Genomic DNA, 17,310 nt, shown 5'->3' with positions numbered 1-17,310 from the left:
CCGCGTGCTAGGCGAGCTCAGTTAGGGGGCCTTCCCCGGCCCGGAGGAGGTCAACGAGCAGCCGGCGCCGATCGACAGCGCCGCCCTCCGACAACGAAGAGGTTGCGGCCGAATCGCTGAGCCTCCTGTTTGGTGCGTCAGACCATGGCGAGCCGGTCCACCAGCAGCTCCATCCTCCGCCCGGTCTCCTCCGGCGGCAGCCGTCCCGCCCTGGTCAGAGTCGCCAGCCCGTGCAGGGACGCCCAGAACACCTCGGTGAACAGCCCCGCGTGGACGCCGTCCCCGGCGACCTCGGCGAGGTTCTCCAGCAGGACGGCGAAGGCGTTCTTCAGCGGCTCGGGGGTGTCCTCCTGCGCGAACGCCAGGCCGCCGTCGAGCTGGAACATGGCGTCGTAGACCGCCGGGTTGCCTTCGGCGAAGTCCAGGTAGGCGCGGGAGAGGGCGGTGACCCGGGCACGCGGGCCGTCCGCGACGGAGGTCGCGGCCCGCAGTGCCGCGGCCATCTCGGCGGCGCCTTCGAGGGCGACGGCGCCGATGATCTCGCGCTTGCCGCGGAAGTGGCTGTAGAGGACGGGCTGGCTGTATTCGATGCGCTCGGCGAGCCGGCGGGTGGTGACCGCGTCCCAGCCCTGCTGCTCGGCGAGTTCACGGGCCGTCGCCACGATGAGGCGCTCGCGGTCCGCCCGTTCGCGCTGCTTGCGTTCCTGTACCGACATGATTCGATCCTAGCATCGCTAGACAATCGAGCAGCAGTAGTACTAGCGTCGCCTCATCAGCTAGCGACGCTAGATTTCTGGAGGGGTCATCATGCTCAACGCACTCGAGGTCTTCACCACTGTGCTCGTCGGCGTGATGGTGGGGGTGGAGTTCTCCGTCGCCTTCGTCATCAACCCGATCCTCAACGCCCTCCCCGAGGACAGCGGCCAACTCGGCCGCGCCCACGGGGGCCAGCTGCTCGGCGCCGTGATGCCGGTCTGGTACATCACCTCGCTCGTCCTCGTCGCGGTATGGGCCATCGCCGGATGGCACCGCCCCGGCTCCGGACTCGTCGTCACCGCCGGCGTGCTGCTGATCGTCAGCGTGGTCATGTCGATCCTGCTGCTCGTCCCGATCAACAACCGGAGCAAGACGTGGACCCCCGAGAACCGGCCCGAGGACTGGAAGGAGCAGAGCAACCGCTGGGACCGCTTCCACTACGTTCGCGTCGCCGTCATCATTGCCGCCTTCGCCCTGCTGGCCGCTGCCCTCACCTGAGCTGCGCCCGGCCGGGTGCACCTCGGCCGGGCGGTGAGGAACAGGATCGTCGCCGAAGTGAGCTGACGGTGTTCGGTGGCGGTGTCCGACAGTCCGGCGCCGGTCGCGCCGGGGCGGTCGAGACAAGCGGTGCGCGAGCCGAAGAGGCAGGTCCTCCCGAGGCGGCGATGCGGTGGCGGTTCAGATGTAGGGGCTTGCCGATCTGTACGAGCTGTACAGGGTCTCCGGGCTGTCGGGGACGAAGCTGTACTGCATGGAGTCGTGCCGACGGTGGCGGCCGGACTGGCTCACGTCGTACACCGGGGCCTTCGGCTGCAGTCGTCCTTCGGTGGCAAGCATCTGTGCCCGCAGGAGCAGTTCCTTGGGGTTCAGGCCGAGTTCTTCCGCCACGGTCTGAAGATCAAGGCCGGACTGCCAGCTCCATTGCAATACGGAGTCCATCCCGGTCGTCCAGGTCACCCCGGCAGCAGGAGTACCGCTCTCCACCACAGGCGTATGGGCCGGCGCCACCGCTTCCGGGCGCGGATGGGGCATATGCGAGCGCACCGCTTCCGTGTGCGGCGCCCATCCGGAATCCGGGACGGGTGGGGGTGGCTGGGGAGACGTTTCTGCGGGAGGGCTGATGGGTGGGGGTGGCTGGGGAGACGTTTCTGCGGGAGGGCTGATGGGTGGGGGTGGCTGGGGAGACGTTTCGGCGGGAGGGCTGATGGGTGGGGGTGGCTGGGGAGACGTTTCGGCGGGAGGGCTGATGGGTGGGGGTGGCTGGGGAGACGTTTCGGCGGGAGGGCTGATGGGTGGGGGCGGCTGGGGAGACGCTTCAGCCGGAGGGCTGGCCGGCGAAGCAGGAGGGTTGAGCAGCTGGTCGGCGACGGTACGGGCGTCGTCCTTGCCAACTGTGCGGCGTGCGACTCGTACCTCGCGTTCGTTCAACCCCATCAGGTCGGCCACGGCGGCGTCGCTGCCGACCGTCACGGCCAACGCGGCCAGTGCCCTGGTCCGGCTCGCCAGCGCCTCGTCCATCACCGCCTGCGCCTCACGCACTCGATCGTCCCTGCTGCAGAACGCCTCGGCCAGCAGCGCGTTGCGTTCCCATTGTTCACGTGGCTCCACGCAGGCATCAACGTTTCTGCACCGTCCGCGACACACCCATCGCAACCGCATCACCCGAAGGGCGTATCAACTGCCCCGCTGACCCGTGCCCTTGGTGATCATCCACAGGCGTCCGGCCGACCGGTCCACGTCCTCCAGGCGCACCCCGAGCAGTTCGCCGGCGTGGGCGCCGGAGCTGACGTAGCAGGCCGGCAGGGCACGATTCCGATCGCATCTCGTCTGCGTGAACAGCTCGTCCCACAGCCGATCCGGAATGGCCAGGGCAGGCGCTCGCCGCACCTTCGGCCGCAGCCGGGCTGCGCGAGCGCGGATTCGCCGGGAGCGTCCAGTGCCTCCGCCGCTACTTCCGCGCCTTCAGACCTCCCCGCCAACCAGGCAGGAAGCAGCAGCCGGTGTCCCGACCGCGGCCCGGGCCGGCCCCGAAGTCCCGACGCGTCGTCCGCTGGATCATGACGAACCCCCAGCACCTCGCGGCCGCCGACGCCGCGGAACTGAAGGAGATCCGTACGGCCTGCCCTCACCTCGACGCCGCCGCACGGCACGTCCACGACTTCGCTGAAATGCTCCACGACCTCCGGGGAGACCAACTTCCCGACTGGATGGAGCGAGTCCTCGCTACCGACCTCCCAGCCCTCCACTCACTGGTCAGCGGCCTGCGACGCGACTTCGACGCCGTCACCGCAGGACTCTCCACACCATGGAGCTCTGGCCAGGTCGAGGGCCACGTCACCCACGTCGAACTCATCGAGCGCATGGGCTACGGCCGAGCAAACCTCGACCTCCTACGCCAACGCATACTCCTGGGCCCATGACCCTGCGACAGGGACCTCCCGCTATGAGATCGTCTGAGCCCGCCGTCTATTCTGAACGCGTTCAGTCGGGTGCGAGGTGGGATGTGAATGAGTACTTCAATGAGGCGGTGGCCGGCTCTGGTCGTCGCGTTGGCGTGGGCCTGCGTTGCTTGCGCTGATGCAGGTGGAGACGCGGCTCGCATTGATCAGTCGGCGCTTGTGGGCGAGTGGAGTAGCCCGGGTGGCGGTCTTCTTCACTTGCGGGCGGACCACGGTATGACGGGGGAAAGCCTGAACAGTGCGATGTTGGGGGGCACATCGTGCCCGGACGCTGCAACCGGCCACTGGAGCTTCTTCAGCTCGCCGAACGACGCGGGTTCCTCCTTCGCTGACGATGCGCTCACCAGCGGCGACACCGTCTCCTTGCGCATCGATTCTCCGAAGGACTCCTGTCTTTTGTCGGCTCTGGTCCGACGGGACGAACGAGGATTCAATCTTTGCCTGGTAGAAGACCCTGATTCCGACTGTTCCGCCGAGGAACTTCTCCGTCTTGAGCCAGTGCTAGCTGAACGAACTGCGGAGTGACTCGCCGTACCTGCCTTTGAAGGAGCATCACAAGATCTCCGACAGAGCCGAATCACGCGATCGTCCACACAGCGGACTGCTCGGAGCGTCGGTCGCGGAAGACGATCCGCTGTTCTCCGGTTCTCCGGCTGTCGGCAGCCGTTTCCTGGTCCATTGGGGTGAGCGCAATTTCCCGCAAGCGGAGCGATGCAGGAGGCCGGCATGGCACTACGGTTCATCGGTATCGACCCGGACTCCGACACCGGGCAGTGCCCGACGGGGTGGGTCGACGAGGACACGGCCGACTTCGTGATCCAGGGTTGGAAGGCCGACGAGTTCATGCTTGCCCGGTGCCTGGAGACCGGTTCGATTCCCCACACCGAGGGAGCCGTACGGATCCCTGCCCGGATGGTGGCGATGCTGAGGGAGGCATGCGATGACGCGGAACGACGCTGCGCCGGGCTTTGACGTCCTGCTGGACGGCGCCCGGCACTCCGCGTTCCACCTGGAGATGCGTGACGCGTACGGGGTCGCCGAGGAGTCGTCGGGTTCGCCGACTGGCCGGCCACCGGCCGGCGGAACACGGATCCGGACTCGGAGTACTGGGCGTTCTGGGCCGGCCTGGTGCGCCGCACCACGGCCCGCGGGGTGTCCGTGCGTCGGGCCCGGATCGTGTCGGAGCCGCTGTCGGACTACTCCCGCCACAGCCAAGCCGGGGCGGTGGTGAACATCGCAGCGGGGGAGGAGGTCCGCTACCTGCCCCGCCGCCACGCCTCCGACATCGCGCTTCCCGGCACCGACTTCTGGCTGATCGACGGCCGTCTCGTCCGCTGGAACCACTTCACCGGCAACGGCACCTCCGCCGGCGGTGAGATGTCCGACGACCCGGCCGCCGCACTGTGCGCCTCGGCGTTCACGGCCGCGTGGGAGCGCGCCGTCCCCTACGAGGACTACAATCCCTGACCGGAGCAACGCCGATGCCCTCGCCCCTGTCCAGTGCCCAGGCCGCCCGTAGCGCGCTCGCCACGCGCCTGCGGCACCTGCGCCTGGACGCGGGCCCGGCCGGTCACCAACTGTCCCTCACGTGCGGCCGGCACCCGGCGAAGACCTCCCGGATCGAGAACACCCGTGCCCTGCCCTCCGACGCCGACATCCGCGCCTGTGCGCGGCGTGCGGGGCCGGCGGCCAGGCCGAGTACCTGATCGCCGCCGCCCGCAGTGCCACCTCCTTGTACGCGGAGTGGAAACGCCTCAACCCGGCCGGGCCGGCCAATCTTCAGCAGGAGATCGTCCCCCTGGTCGAGCGGACCCGCGCCTTCCGGTTGTACTGCTCCCACGTCTGCCCGGCCTGCTCCAGACCCCCGCGTACGCGGCTGCCGTCATCGCCGCTTACGGCACGTTCCACCGGACGGCCGACGACGTCGAGGCCGCCGCGGCGGCCCGGGTCAAGCGCTCGAAGGTCCTGCACAAACGCGGCCGCCGGTTCGCGTTCCTCATCGAGGAGTCCGTCCTGCACTCCCGCATCACCGACCCCGACACCACCGGCGATGGCCATCATCGACCGGCCGTCCCTGCGCCCGCTGAACGCTGTCGTCGGCAAGCCCCACGCCGCCGCGCTCTGCGGCGACCACACCACCGCGAGACAGCTTCTCACCCGGGGTCGGCACATCTCCGACCAGAGGCCGGCTCCCACGGGGTGAGTGTCTGTTCGAGTACGCCGCTACCGTTTCCCCGTCGTCGGGGTGGCCCGGTCTGAATGAGGGGTGGGAAAGTGGAGAAGTCCTGGTTCGAGGTGGTGTTCCGCAGGAGACCGCATCCGGTGTTGCGCCTGCTGGGCAACCTCGCGCTCTGTGCGGCCCAGTTGGTGTTCGTGGTCGCCGTGGTCATGCACTTTCACAGTGCCTGGCGGTGGCTTGTCGTCCCGATGGGGCTCTGGGCGATGATGGCCGACGGTCGGGGCGTGGCCTTGGCGGTGCAGGACCTTCGGCGGCGCGGCGCCGCCCCGGCGCCGCAGTGAGACGCCGTCCCCCTCGCCGAGCCGACCCCGGGCCGGGTACCGCCGCGCGTGGCGGCAGCAGGTGGTCAGGGTGAAAGATCGGCAGCCCCCGTCGGCGGGCTATCGATCAAACTAGGGTCCTGCTCAGCCCGTGCCGACTGGGCGTGTGCGGGTGAGGCTCGGGGTCCAGAGCGCTCTGGGGGCAGCAGTACCGCCGGGCCGCCCCAAGGCCCTTGCACACTGCGGACAGTCATGGGCGGGTTCGGGATCGCGCCAGGGGAGCGTCACGTGCGCCGGGCCGCCGCCGGGTGCTCCTGGCCTGCTTTCGTACGTCATGTTCTCACCCGGCCCCGGTCGAAGCTGCGATTCCCGCCAGGACCGCAGGACGCGTCCGGTGCGTGGCCTGGACCCGGCTTCGGGCGGTGGCCAATGGACCGCTGCCCGGCCGCGCCCTACGGGGCCGTAGGGCGGCCGGTGGCGACTATGCGGCGCAGGGATGCGCAAACGCGCTGGTAGCCCGGGGTGGGGCCGAGCCAGCCTACCCAGTTGAGTTCGAAGTACATGTGGCCCTGCATCTCCCGGAGCGCCGTGTCCTCCGCCGCGGCCACGAGCTGTCGGCCCTCCTCGCTGTCGGTGGCGCCGGTGAGGGCGTCACGGAGGTTTCTTTCCCAGTGGTGGAGCCGGTCCGCTTCCCCCAGCCAGTTGTGGCTGCCCAGGTGGTCGCCCACGAACAGCTGCTCTGATTGCTCATGCGTCAGCTCTCCCGCGAGGACCCAGGAAACAGCCACTTCGGCCGCTTCCTGCGTCAGCTTCTCGTCCGTAGGGCCGAGAGCACTCCACTCATCCATGATCATGATCCTACGGGGACCGGGTCGCGGGCTCGGAGCGGGCGAACACGGACCGGGAGCGGTCTGTGCGGCTACTGAAGGCGACCGGCGAAGTCGACATCGACGTCGCCCGGATCCTCACCGGCGCCCACGCGGCCGGGGTGCGTGGACCGGGCCGTCGTCGCCGTGACCCCAGCCGCCGCCAAGCCCCTTCCCTCGCCCCGGCCTCGACCGCCCCGGCGGCGACTACCGTTCCTGCTCCTGCGGCCGGTGCCGCGGTACCGGGCCAGGGATGTGCCGGCGGCGCGCATGGGTGCGGCCGGTGACCCGTGGGCTGCGCCCCGCCGGGTTCCCGGGCCCGTTCCGGCCCCCGGTCACCCGTCACCAGGCCTGACCGGACCGGGTTGCCGCCGACCGCAGACCCAACGAATCGCCTGTGCGCCAGGCGGTCGAAGACGTCGAGCGAGCCCTGTGCGTGCCCGTCCGCCCTGAGCTGCGGCTCCTGGCTCCAGTAGGCCTCACCCCGCACGGGTGGGGCATGACCCTGGCTCTCGGGGCTTGACCGTGTGAGGGACCAGCGCCTACGTCCGCTGCTTGCGCCGGGGCCGGCCCCGGAGGGAGGTGTACGCGACGACCAGGGCCGGCCGGCCTCCCTGGTCGCGGTGACGGCCCGCTCGAACCGGAGCAACGCCGACCAGGACCGTGCGGAGTGGCTGCCGCCGGCGCCGGATGTCTGTGCCGGTGCGGCGCGGAGTTAACCGCGACCAAGCTCCGCTGGGGCCTCGCGGTCGAGGAGCTGGAACGCGACCGCCTGCTGGACATAGCGGCCGGCTGCGGAGGCATCGACCTGCAGTTCACCCCCGCCCCGTAGGGCAGCCTGGAGATGAGGCCGCCACCTCGACGGCCAGGGCGTCCGCGAGGTCATCGACAGCATCCCCACCGACGCGCAACCTGGTGGCGTTCATCGTGCCGATGAAATGGTCGGCCGCCCTGCCCGGCCCGGCCCGCATCCGTGCTCATGGGCGTTCGACGGAGCCGCCTGTCACGCGCCTGTGACAGGCGACGGACAGCTTCATGAAGTCCGGAAGCCAGTCTTTCCATCAGAGAGCAAATGGGGCATTTCGCCCTAAGTTCTCTGGACCCGGCTTCCCCCACCTCTCCTCTGGAGTCCTTACTCATGTTCCGTACCACCTCCCGGAAGCAGCGTTTCGCGATGTACACCGTCTCGGCCGCGATCGTCGGAGGGGGCGTGCTGGTCCCCTCCAGCGCTTTCGCCGCCCCGGCAACGTCCGCGACGACCTCGGTCGCTGCCCACGCCAAGAGCGGTCACGAGAAGAACAAGAAGGAGAAGTGGGAGAACAAGAAGCACGGCAAGGGCAAGAAGAACGAGAAGCACTACGGCAAGAAGAACAAGGTCCGCGACGTGGAGAACATGCCGGGCTGCAAGTACTACCAGGGCAAGGTCTACTGCGAGCACAAGACCGAAAAGCCCGCCCCGGCCCCCAAGCCGGACCCGGTGATCGTGGACAAGGAGAACCCTGACAAGGTCCAGCCCCCCGAGACCGCGCCCAAGGGAGGGTAAGCCCCCGAGACCGCGCCCGAGGCCCCGGAGCAGGCGTCCGCTCCAGATCTGGAGTCCGCCCCCGTGGAGGCGAGTTCCGCCGCTTCCGGCTGAGGCCGAGAACCTCCGACATCGTGGCTCTGCGCACCCAGGCCTGAGCGCACCGTGCAGAAGGGGACCGCAGTCGATCAGCCCCGCCGGACCCACCGGGATCCGGCAGGGGCTGCCGGCTTCACGGCGCCTGGGTCTGTATGGCGCGGGGCCTGCGGTGCTGTACAGCCGGGCGCCTTCCCTGCACAGGACCTGCTTCCTGGCAGGCCGCGGCGTGGGCAGGCGCAGCAGGATGGGCCTCCTGCGGAATCGATCTGGTCGATTTTGGACTCGGCACCGGCGAGGCTGACGCGGAGCCCTTCGATCTCGCCGAGCCGGCCTCCGCGCCCTGCCTCGGCGATCCGGTCCCGGAGGTTGTCACGGATGCGGGCTCACGGGATGCGGAGGCTGGCGAGGAGCCGTTCGTGCATGGCCTTGAGGGCCTTCTCGTTCGCTGCGGGACCCAGGGCCAGGGCCTGCACGAGGTGTTTGTCATCCTCTATGAGGCGGATGAAGCCGGTCAGGGTCTCGTCCTCTGTTTCGGAGGTCAGGCGTGCGTCGAGGGCGGGACGGCCGTCGAATGTCACTTTCCGCATGTTGCTGCTGGTCAGAGGCTCGACGGTGTTCACCATGTAGGACTCGAGAATGCGCTGGAGATTGTCCTCGAGCGGGTATCGGTCGCCCGGCATGTCGTGGATGGCGAAGCCGACCGCTCCGTCCAGGGTTTCGACGATGTACGCGCGCGTGTTGACGGGCTTGCCGTCGATGGAAGCGGTCGCCTGCCGGACGGTGGCCTTCCCGGGGAGCTCTGCGGTGATGCCACTGGGCGGATCGGTGGTCTCCACCCAGTCCACGGCGGGCGTGGCGGGTAGGGCCGTGACGTGCAGCGGCGCAGCTGCGGAGGGTGCGGCCAGCGCGGCGGAAGCAGGCACACCTCCTGCGATGAGGACCGCGGAGGCCGAAAGCGTCACAAGGCGCTGTGTCCGAGAACGGTGCGTCATACCGATCACTTCCCGTGAGATGCGCTTGCTGACCGGCGGCCTTGGCGCCGCTCCCGGACCCTCTCCCCGCGTCCGTCCCGATCACTCGGGACGCACCCGGGCGAAACGGAAGGCGCCCGGCTCCCGGCCGGGCGCGGACGGTGCGGTGACCGGGGCCGGCATGGGTCCACGTGTCCTGCAGACCTAGGAGCGCAGCGTTCAGGCGGTGCGTGATGGCGACGACGCGGCCATCCGCACTCTGCCGGTCGGGCTGTCCGCGGTCGCGGGCCCTCTGAGCGCGAGCGGCCGCGCTGCGGCCTGAGTAGGCATCCGTGATGCTTGTTTCCGCAGTTCGGCGCGGGATGCGGCGTGTGGGGCAGGGCGTTCTGTTCCGGGATCACGTCAGCGACGCGTTGCTGCCGAACACCTCCGTCGGGCCGGAACTGGCCATCGACATCGAGGGCGGAGGAGCGGACGCTTCCTCGTCCACCGCCCCGACGGGCTGCCCATGCAGGAACCACCCCACCGTCCCATCCGGCCCCGTGCAGCCGCGCTCATCCTGGCGGCCGGCCCGGGAACCGCGATCCAGCTTCAGCTTGTGGAGTGCCGGCACGACCCAATGCTTTCCGGAACTGACGATCGACGGGACGGACGTAGGGCGGGCCCGCCCTACGTCCGGCGACGAGGAGGCTGCTGCCGGGCCACCGCTCCGGTGAACGGTCCGTGGCCGAGGACCGTCGGTGTGCCTGGGCCTCTGAGCATCGCCTCGGGCGACTGCGTCGAGTCCGGCGTGAATCGCGACCCGTGGGGCCCAAGTTGGCGCGGTTTCGTGTCCGCAATCATGGCGCAGTTCGCCGGTGGCATCACGACTTCTGCGAGCCGGCGGAACCTCACCACATCGACCGGCCGCCGGACCCGGTGCAGCCCCCGCCTTCCCCGGCCCCCGGTCCCCGGCCGTCCGGCACGGGCCGCGCATCGTCACACTGTTACTTCTCCTGCAGGTTGACGGTGCAGGAAACGGCGCCGTCGGCGTCCGGCTGGTCAGAACTCTCCCGGAGCTTGCCGTCGACGTAGATGCGGCAGGCGGTGCCGGGCGGCGCGTGGACGACCGCGACGCCGTTGAAGCCGAAGCCGACGTTCTGGGAGACCTGCCACGGCAACGCCTCGCCCGGAGCCTTCGTCTGGTTGTTCTTCCCGGAGAAGTTGTACGCGATGTCGGCCTGTCCGGTCCCCGTCACTTCCATCTTCACGTCCCAACTCTCGCCGAAGAGGCCGCACCCGGTCAGCGTCGTGGCGGCGAGCAGCGTCGCGGCGCTCGCCAGCAGCGTGCGACGAGCCGCGCGGTGCGAGAGGGGGAAGCGGGAAGCAGCGGAATTCATGAGGTCTCCAGACGTTCTGCGGGGCGCTTGCGCCGACCATTCTGTGCGGTCGGGCACGCCCCTCCCAGCGGTCGAAAGAACGCATTCGCACCGACGGCCTCCACCAAAAGTACGCACCCGTCTTCCCGTCCTCGCTGCTCTGACCAGGGGCGTCTATCCTCTTCGCCATGCCGCCCCCGCTCCGTCTCCCGCCCCCGCTCCGTCTCCCCCTCCCGGCCGCCCTCACCTCTCCCGAGCTCGCGGCCGGCCTCCTCGCCGTCCTGCTCCTGGCGGTCGATACGGGTGTGGTCAGCAGGACCAGGCTCGGACTGGCCGTCGTGGGCTGTGAGGTACTCGTCTGCTGCGCGGTGGCCGCCGTGTCCCGCAGCCTTCGCCGCGGCCGGCACGGGACGGCCTGCGCCCTGACCACAGGCGCTTCCGCCCTCTCGCTGCTGGTGACGTCGATGGTGCAGGAGTCCGTACTGCAGCGGACCCCCGGCTGGGCCGAGTTGGCCGGACTGCTCCTCCTGATGTGCGTGACCTGCCGCTACAGCCGCAGACTGCCGCTGGTGCTCTCCGCGGCCGCGCTCCTTGCCGCGACGACGCGGCTGGGCCAGCGGGCACCCGGGCTTTCGGACGTGCCGTTGCTCAGCCCCCTGGACGGGTTCCTCACCCTGCTGCCGGCAGCGTTCGCCCTGTTGGGCGTGTATCTGCGCGCCGAGGACCGCCGACGGCGCTCGACGGCCGAGCAGGTGCGACAGGCCGAACGACTGGAGCTGGCGCGCGATCTGCATGACCATGTCGCCCATCACGTCACGGCCATCATCGTGCAGGCCCAGGCGGGCGAACACATCGCGGAACGGGATGCCGCCACCGCCCGCCGGCTGTTCTCCGACATCGAGCGGACCGGTCAGGACGGGCTCGTGGCCATGAGCCGTATGGTGCGGCTGCTGCGCGACCCCGGTACCCGCGAGCAAGCCGCCCCGACCACGCCGGCACTGACCAGGGTCGGCGATCTGGTACGCCGTGCCGACACACCGGAACAGCGCACCTGGCTGACCGTCTCCGAGGAGGTCGACAGCACCACGTGGTCGCCGCAACTGGCCAAGTCGGTCGAGAGGCTGGTGCAGGAAGGCCTGACCAACGTCCGTAAGCACGCCCGCGGCGCCACCTCCGTGCACGTCCTGCTCGGGAGCGAAGGGGACCGCGTCGTCATACGGGTACGGGACAACGCGACCGGAAGCCACCGCGCACGCCCACGATTCCGCCCCAGTGGCTTCGGCCTGATCGGGCTGACCGAACGGCTCACCGAACTGGGTGGCGAGCTCAACTGCGGCCCCATGCCCGAGGGCGGCTGGGAGCTGGACGCCTCGATACCCCTGAAGTAGCCGGCGGCGGCCGCCGTCACCCGACGAGGGCGGCTGTGCCAACCTTGAGTCCCTGCCTCCCGGCAGCGATGCGTCGTCGGGATTCGACCGGCCTGAGCCCGAGGAGCACCAGCCGTGACTGTCACCGTCGTGATCGCCGACGACCAGGAGATGGTACGGACCGGATTCCGGCTGATCCTGGAGAGCCACGAGGGCATATCCGTGGTCGGTGAGGCGTCCGACGGGGTCGAAGCCGTCGAGGCCGTACGACGGCTCGCCCCCGATGTGTGCCTCATGGACATCCGGATGCCGGGTCTGGACGGCCTCGAGGCGACGAGACTGCTGCGGACCGGCCCTCATGTCGCGGCGTCCCGCACGAGGATCGTCATCATCACGACCTTCGACCTGGACGAATACGCCTACCAGGCGCTGCGTGCCGGGGCCAACGGCTTCATCGTCAAGAACTCGGGCTCGCGCCTGCTCGTGGAAGCGGTACACGCGGCGGCCCGGGGAGAGTCGCTCATCTCACCGTCCACCACGGTGCGGCTGCTGAGCCACTTCAACAGGCTTCCTGCCCAGCGGAACACGACACAGATCCAGCGGCTCACACCGCAGGAACTGAAGGTCGCCACCCTCGTCGCGCGCGGGCGCACCAACAACGAGATCGCCACCGAGCTGAATCTGGCCGTCAGCACCATCAAGAGTCACCTGAGCCGGATCCAGGAGAGGCTCCCGGCCCGCAACCGTGTGGAGATCGCGGCTTGGGCCTGGGAGCACGGCCTCGTGTCCTGAGCACGGCGGACCGTGTGCGGCGCGTCCCGCTGAACGGCGCGGTTCTACTCCGGTAGCGGTAGACGGACCTCGTCGCACGACGTGCGGGCGCGTTGTCGCGGACCCAGCCGCGTGAGCGCTGAACCGGTCATCGTCCAGGGCGCTGCCCGGTGAGTGCGCATCGGCGGGTCCCTCCCGGTGTGGTTCGCCGGTTCGACCCTCGCCCACGCCCTGTCCCTGCCCCGGGTCCGCGCGATCTGCACCCCGCACGTCGCCCCCGCCGACCGGGGGCTCGCCGAGCATCGGATCCGTGAGGCCTCCGCACTCCTGGGCCGCGCCGGACAAGCCTCCGGCACGGGTGATGTCGCCGCTCTCGGTGACATCCTGGCGGTCGCCGCCACGCTTGAAACACGCCCCCGCCACCCGAGGTGGTGCCGGCCGTCCGTGGCGCCGACGGCCGTAGGACGAGCAGCGAGTCCGACAGGTTCGAAGGCTGGACGGGGCGAACCCTCGGACGGGGTCGAGCCGGTGGCTTGGGCGGCTCCCCCCGGATGAAGGAGGCCGCTGCGCGTGGCGATGTTGGTCGACCTCGGCATGCCGGTCTTCGCCGACCACGCACCACTGCTTCGAACAGGATCGGGAGAGCCCGGATATCGGCCTTGATCCTGTCAACGAGCGAGCTCGGCCTGGCGAAGACCGCGGAACACCTCCGCGGTCGTCCAGCCGCGCAGCGTGGCCTGAATCGACGAGCGGAATGCGGCGTCGGCCGTGGTGGCGTCGAGGGCCCCGGCCAGTTCGAGCGTCACGAGCCCGTGCAGGGTGGCCCAGATCGACAGGGCGATCTCCGTTGCGTCGCCGGCGAGGACGGACGCGGTCAAGGCGCGATCGATCGCCGCGAGGAGCGGGCGGATCGGGTCACCGGCACCGACCTCCCCCGACGGGTCGAAGGCTTGCACGCCACCGAACAGCACTGTGTACAGGTGGCTGTGTTCGCGCCCCCAACGACGGTAGGTGACGGCCAGCGTGTAGAGGTCGGAGAGAGGGTCCGCTGAGGTCTGCAACGCCGACACGTCCTGGAACAGGCCGGCGACGGCCCTGTCGCGCACTGCGCCGATCAGACCGTCCTTTCCACCGAACAGGGAGTACACCGCCGTCGTCGACGCCTCGGCGGCAGCGGCCACGGCGCGGACCGTCACCGAATCCCGCGGCCGGGTGGCGAGCATCTCGGTCGCGCACTCCACAAGCCGCTCTTTGACGGCGTCGTCGTTCGTTCTGGGCCTACCCACGGGCAGCAGCCTACCTTCTTTGATAACGTCGTTTTGAAACAGTGTTCTGAAACTGTCGGAGGTCCGCTGTGCCCGAGCCCGCCATACGTCTTGTCCGCCTCACCGGACGCTTACTCCTGGCCCTGGCCGCCGTCGCGACGCCGGTCGTCGTCTTTCTCGTACTGATCGCCCTCACGGACGGGGCAGGTTCGGGGCTCGCCGCGTGGTTCACAACCCTCGGGGCCGGGACTGTCCTTGCGCTGTGGCGGGGCCGGAACCGCACCTGGCCCGCGCGGCTCGTGCCGTTCCTGCCGGTGATCGTCGCGGCAGCGTTGACGGCGACGGTCTGCATCCCGACCGTGCCGACGGCCCGGCGATACCCGCCCGCGCTGCCGTCCGTGGATGGTCAACACTGGAACCTGGCCACAGGCAGCCGAGTCGCGGTCTATCACTACCCGCCCGCCAACCCCGGCCCCCGGCATCCCGTCCCGTTCGTGTACCTCCACGGAGGCCCCGTCCGCGGCATCTCCGTGCAAGACCACCGGTTCCTGCAACTCCTGGCACACCAGGGCTACGACGTCTACGCCTACGAACAGGCCGGCGGCGGACGAAGCGACCTGCTCCCCATGGACCAGTACACGATCTCCAGGTCGGTCCGTGACCTCGCCGCCTTCGTCGACCGCCTGGACAAGGGCAAGGTCGACATCCTCGGATTCTCCGGAGGCGGAGTCGTACTCACCCGAGCCCTGGCGGACCCCAGCGTCGCCGCACGCCTGCACCGGGCGATCGTTGCCGAGCCCGGACCCATGGACGGCCCCACCGCACACATCACCGGGCACAAGGGCCGAGCATCCGCACGGAGCCTCGCACCAGCCCCGACCGGACCGCGATCGACGCACGTCCCCCGTTACGCCGTGGCATTCGGCCTCATGCGACTCGGACTCCTCACCCCCGACACCGGACTGATCGGACAGGCCGAAGGCGACAACGCCTTCACCGTCGCAGACCTCGGCAGCGACACCGCATCCGCCTACTGCGCGCGCGACGCGCACCGCATCCCCTCCGAGGACACCACACAGAACTTCTCCTTCAGCCCCGCCGCCAGCCTCCGCGTCCAGCAGACGGTCAAGGCCTCGCCCTCCATCGCACCGCTACTGAGGCAGTCCCGGACCCCCGCGATGCTGATGATCGCCGAATGCTCCTCCCAGGTCCGTAAATGGGCGACCGCCGTCCTCGCCGATGACCCCGCCATCCAGCGCACGCAGTACATGCCCGGAGTGGGACACCACATGTGGAACGGCCTCGACGACAACAACCACCGAGCCGCCGCCGTCATCAACGCCTTCCTCCAGGACGAGCCGGCGCCCCTGCCGAACCACCCGACCCGCGACGAGATCCCCACCTTCCTGCGCGACCACAAATGAAGACGTTGCAGCCCGTCACCGGCAAAGACGGGCGACACGCGAAGCCGCCTGGGCCCTGCACGAAGTACAGCCAAGGACGAGTTCTTGGTCCGGAAGAGTGCCAGCGGCCCTATCGAACATCTGGCCCGAGCACTCCGGGACCGCGGCCACGAGGTCGTGGTCGAGCACCTGCACCTCCGTCTTCGCCGACCACGGCGATGCGCGCTCTGCCGCGCCCGTGCCTCTGTTGGGCTCAGCCGGTGTGGGGAGTCGTACGGATGCGGGTCACGACCGGCCGGGTGTGCGGGCGCGTAGGCGGTTCGAGACCAGGACGAGTTCGTCCGGTACGACCTATTTCTCCAGGACGCACCGGCCGAGCAGGCCTTGGGGCCCGGTGATGGCGACGACGTGTCCCTCCAGGGCCAGGTGCAGTTCCCTCCGCGGGTGGCTCCACTGCGACAGGTAGCCGAACTCCCACAGTTGGAGCCGTCGGGTGGTCGTCGTCAGGGAGTAGGACGTGTAGTCGTCCGGCTTGAAGGGTGCGGGCGCTTGAGTGCCCTCGGGGACGAGCTTCACCCGGTACTGACCCAGTTCCCTCTCGCCCGCTTCGAGCGTGCTCCCACGCCTGCCAGGACGAGGGAGACCGTCAGGTTGAGCCACCAGGGCCTGTGCTCCGTGGCGTCGATGGCCATCGGTATCGCACCGGCCGCGCCGGCGATCCCGAGCCAGACCGTGGCACGCCGCACACGTCTGCGGCGTGCCACGTCCGTCTCGTCCACCCCGCGGCGCGCGATAAGGCCGTGGCGCTGAGGCCCGGGAGCCGGACACGTCGAAGGGGTCGGTCAACCGGGGGCGGGCGATCGGCTCCTTCGGTCGGCGGGGGCGACGTGCATCCGGAGTCCGATCGGGCCGATTCCACACGGGCCGTTTCGCCGCTGTTCGTCGTGTCCGCGGGCGGGCTCGGTCCAACGGCACCGGTTGTGGGGGCCGCAGGGTGCGGGCGGGGCCGTAGGCGTGATCGGGTCGGTCTGCCAGCGGGGGCATGTGAGAGACCGGTGGGGGATCACTGTCCGGAGGCCTTTGTCGCGTGAGGGGTGACGCTGTCTCGGTTTCGTGAGTTCTGGCCCACCGGTCGGCTGGGTCGGGCGGGTTGAGGGATCGAGTCGTCCGCAGCCTCGCGGCTGCGGACGACGATGCCCTGCCGGTCGCGGGTTCAGCCGGCGCGGCGTGTCTTGGCTCCGGTGGCCTCGAAGTCGTAGATGGTCCTGTTGATTCGCAGGCCGTCGACGGCGCCGATCCACATGTTGTCGCGGCCCTTGCCCACCGCGACGGTGCGGATGGTCGGCTGTGCGTCGCCGTCGTTGAGCGCGGTCTTCAAATGGGGGGAAGGGGCACGGGGTCGCCGGGTTGCAGCCGGTCGCGGTGCCCGCGCTGCCCGTGGGGAACTTCAGCGGGATCTGGCGAGGAACCCCAGGCCTTCAGGCCTGGGAGGAATCGCTTCTCTGGACTGCTCCGACCCGCAGCCTAGTTCGGACGTTTCTGCTGCTCGGCGTACTCCTTGATGATGCCGAGCGGTGCCCCGCCACACGACGCCGCGAAGTACGACGGGGACCAGAAGTGTGCTGCCCACAGGTATGTGTGTGCGGATGTGGTCGGGGAACTCCTGCCGGAGCCTGCGTGCGGACACTCCCTTGAGGGAGCCGACCAGCCGGGACAGGGCGACCTTGGGCGGGTAATGCACGAGCAGGTGTACGTGGTCGCGTTCGCCGTTGAACTCCACCAGCTCGGTCTCGAAGTCCGCACACACGGCGCGCATGACTTCTTCGCAGCGCGTGAGCATCTCGTCGGTGAACGGACCACGCCGGTACCTGGGCGTGAAGACCAAGTGGGCGTGGAGGGTCTGGACGACGGTTCCACCCCTGCGAATATTGGGATCCGACTCCCAGCGAGGCGACATAGGCCAGCGCTACGATC

22 protein-coding genes and 2 pseudogenes are annotated in these 17,310 nt (G+C 69.5%); 12 read left to right on the top strand and 12 right to left on the bottom strand.

The window, feature by feature from the left end; all coding sequences use genetic code 11:
* Nucleotides 1-137 precede the first annotated feature (137 nt).
* Nucleotides 138-716, bottom strand: coding sequence for a TetR/AcrR family transcriptional regulator (locus tag OG624_RS03090; protein WP_371639029.1), 579 nt, complete (start codon nt 714-716; stop codon nt 138-140).
* 91 nt (nt 717-807) lie between these two features.
* Here OG624_RS03090 and OG624_RS03085 point away from each other — a divergent pair, with 91 nt between their 5' ends.
* Nucleotides 808-1,254, top strand: a complete 447-nt coding sequence (locus tag OG624_RS03085) for an anthrone oxygenase family protein (protein WP_371639028.1) — start codon at nt 808-810, stop codon at nt 1,252-1,254.
* Nucleotides 1,255-1,434: 180 nt separating this feature from the next.
* Here the strand turns inward: OG624_RS03085 and OG624_RS03080 are convergent, their stop codons facing one another.
* Together OG624_RS03080 and OG624_RS03075 are read right to left on the bottom strand one after the other, a co-directional pair.
* The gene (locus tag OG624_RS03080) at nt 1,435-1,644 is read right to left on the bottom strand and encodes a hypothetical protein (protein WP_352163720.1); all 210 of its coding nucleotides are present in this window, start codon (nt 1,642-1,644) and stop codon (nt 1,435-1,437) included.
* 786 nt (nt 1,645-2,430) lie between these two features.
* On the bottom strand, nt 2,431-2,643 hold the full coding sequence (locus OG624_RS03075) for a hypothetical protein (RefSeq protein WP_371639027.1): 213 nt from the start codon (nt 2,641-2,643) through the stop codon (nt 2,431-2,433).
* A gap of 113 nt (nt 2,644-2,756) precedes the next feature.
* On the opposite strand from OG624_RS03075, the gene OG624_RS03070 reads away from it, so the two are divergent.
* A complete protein-coding gene (locus OG624_RS03070; protein WP_371639026.1) occupies nt 2,757-3,176 on the top strand; it encodes a transposase in 420 nt (139 codons plus the stop codon).
* 233 nt (nt 3,177-3,409) lie between these two features.
* On the opposite strand, the gene OG624_RS03065 is transcribed toward OG624_RS03070, so the two are convergent.
* Nucleotides 3,410-3,586 (bottom strand): hypothetical protein, encoded by a 177-nt coding sequence (locus OG624_RS03065; protein ID WP_371592098.1) that lies wholly within the window; start codon nt 3,584-3,586, stop codon nt 3,410-3,412.
* A gap of 355 nt (nt 3,587-3,941) precedes the next feature.
* Here OG624_RS03065 and OG624_RS03060 point away from each other — a divergent pair, with 355 nt between their 5' ends.
* The 5 genes and pseudogenes from OG624_RS03060 (at nt 3,942) to OG624_RS03040 (ending at nt 5,735) form a co-directional block, all read left to right on the top strand.
* A complete protein-coding gene (locus tag OG624_RS03060) occupies nt 3,942-4,187 on the top strand; it encodes a hypothetical protein (RefSeq protein WP_371639025.1) in 246 nt (81 codons plus the stop codon).
* Nucleotides 4,156-4,682: pseudogene (locus OG624_RS03055) on the top strand (DUF6879 family protein). Before OG624_RS03060 ends, OG624_RS03055 begins: the two are co-directional and overlap by 32 nt.
* 14 nt (nt 4,683-4,696) lie before the next feature.
* Nucleotides 4,697-4,921 carry a helix-turn-helix domain-containing protein gene (locus tag OG624_RS03050; RefSeq protein WP_371639024.1) on the top strand — a complete coding sequence of 75 codons (225 nt, stop codon included), beginning with the start codon at nt 4,697-4,699 and terminating at the stop codon, nt 4,919-4,921.
* The gene (locus tag OG624_RS03045) at nt 4,848-5,474 is read left to right on the top strand and encodes a Scr1 family TA system antitoxin-like transcriptional regulator (protein ID WP_371639023.1); all 627 of its coding nucleotides are present in this window, start codon (nt 4,848-4,850) and stop codon (nt 5,472-5,474) included. The genes OG624_RS03050 and OG624_RS03045 overlap by 74 nt, the downstream gene beginning before the upstream one ends.
* A gap of 15 nt (nt 5,475-5,489) precedes the next feature.
* A complete protein-coding gene (locus tag OG624_RS03040) occupies nt 5,490-5,735 on the top strand; it encodes a hypothetical protein (RefSeq protein WP_371639022.1) in 246 nt (81 codons plus the stop codon).
* Nucleotides 5,736-6,166: 431 nt separating this feature from the next.
* Here the strand turns inward: OG624_RS03040 and OG624_RS03035 are convergent, their stop codons facing one another.
* Entirely contained in the window at nt 6,167-6,562 is a 396-nt protein-coding gene (locus tag OG624_RS03035) for a hypothetical protein (protein ID WP_371639021.1), read from the bottom strand.
* A 688-nt stretch (nt 6,563-7,250) separates the two neighbouring features.
* Here OG624_RS03035 and OG624_RS03030 point away from each other — a divergent pair.
* Nucleotides 7,251-7,412 carry a hypothetical protein gene (locus tag OG624_RS03030; protein ID WP_371639019.1) on the top strand — a complete coding sequence of 54 codons (162 nt, stop codon included), beginning with the start codon at nt 7,251-7,253 and terminating at the stop codon, nt 7,410-7,412.
* Between the two features lie 306 nt (nt 7,413-7,718).
* Nucleotides 7,719-8,123 (top strand): hypothetical protein, encoded by a 405-nt coding sequence (locus tag OG624_RS03025; protein ID WP_371639018.1) that lies wholly within the window; start codon nt 7,719-7,721, stop codon nt 8,121-8,123.
* 461 nt (nt 8,124-8,584) lie between these two features.
* Here OG624_RS03025 and OG624_RS03020 read toward each other — a convergent pair whose 3' ends face one another.
* From OG624_RS03020 to OG624_RS03010, 3 genes are all read right to left on the bottom strand, one after another.
* Complete coding sequence (locus OG624_RS03020; protein WP_371639017.1) at nt 8,585-9,124, bottom strand: hypothetical protein; 540 nt, start codon at nt 9,122-9,124, stop codon at nt 8,585-8,587.
* A gap of 445 nt (nt 9,125-9,569) precedes the next feature.
* The gene (locus OG624_RS03015) at nt 9,570-9,785 is read right to left on the bottom strand and encodes a hypothetical protein (protein WP_033221163.1); all 216 of its coding nucleotides are present in this window, start codon (nt 9,783-9,785) and stop codon (nt 9,570-9,572) included.
* 373 nt (nt 9,786-10,158) lie between these two features.
* Nucleotides 10,159-10,551 (bottom strand): hypothetical protein, encoded by a 393-nt coding sequence (locus OG624_RS03010; protein ID WP_033221162.1) that lies wholly within the window; start codon nt 10,549-10,551, stop codon nt 10,159-10,161.
* 167 nt (nt 10,552-10,718) lie between these two features.
* Here OG624_RS03010 and OG624_RS03005 point away from each other — a divergent pair, with 167 nt between their 5' ends.
* Entirely contained in the window at nt 10,719-11,918 is a 1,200-nt protein-coding gene (locus tag OG624_RS03005) for a sensor histidine kinase (RefSeq protein WP_371639016.1), read from the top strand.
* 114 nt (nt 11,919-12,032) lie between these two features.
* On the top strand, nt 12,033-12,689 hold the full coding sequence (locus tag OG624_RS03000; RefSeq protein WP_371639015.1) for a response regulator transcription factor: 657 nt from the start codon (nt 12,033-12,035) through the stop codon (nt 12,687-12,689).
* A 647-nt stretch (nt 12,690-13,336) separates the two neighbouring features.
* Here the strand turns inward: OG624_RS03000 and OG624_RS02995 are convergent.
* Complete coding sequence (locus OG624_RS02995) at nt 13,337-13,954, bottom strand: TetR/AcrR family transcriptional regulator (protein ID WP_033221160.1); 618 nt, start codon at nt 13,952-13,954, stop codon at nt 13,337-13,339.
* A gap of 68 nt (nt 13,955-14,022) precedes the next feature.
* On the opposite strand from OG624_RS02995, the gene OG624_RS02990 reads away from it, so the two are divergent.
* Entirely contained in the window at nt 14,023-15,357 is a 1,335-nt protein-coding gene (locus OG624_RS02990; protein WP_051763322.1) for an alpha/beta hydrolase, read from the top strand.
* Between the two features lie 330 nt (nt 15,358-15,687).
* Here OG624_RS02990 and OG624_RS02985 read toward each other — a convergent pair whose 3' ends face one another.
* The 3 genes and pseudogenes from OG624_RS02985 to tnpA form a co-directional block, all read right to left on the bottom strand.
* On the bottom strand, nt 15,688-15,912 hold the full coding sequence (locus OG624_RS02985) for a hypothetical protein (protein ID WP_033221159.1): 225 nt from the start codon (nt 15,910-15,912) through the stop codon (nt 15,688-15,690).
* A 637-nt stretch (nt 15,913-16,549) separates the two neighbouring features.
* On the bottom strand, nt 16,550-16,714 hold the full coding sequence (locus OG624_RS02980; RefSeq protein WP_158711847.1) for a hypothetical protein: 165 nt from the start codon (nt 16,712-16,714) through the stop codon (nt 16,550-16,552).
* Nucleotides 16,715-16,860: 146 nt separating this feature from the next.
* Nucleotides 16,861-17,293 (bottom strand): annotated as a pseudogene (gene tnpA, locus OG624_RS02975) (IS200/IS605 family transposase).
* Nucleotides 17,294-17,310 lie beyond the last annotated feature (17 nt).

It is taken from the genome of Streptomyces virginiae, assembly GCF_041432505.1.
GTDB lineage: Bacteria > Actinomycetota > Actinomycetes > Streptomycetales > Streptomycetaceae > Streptomyces > Streptomyces virginiae_A.
The sequence above is the reverse complement of the archived record's forward strand: the minus strand, read 5'-3'. Positions and strand labels throughout refer to the sequence as shown.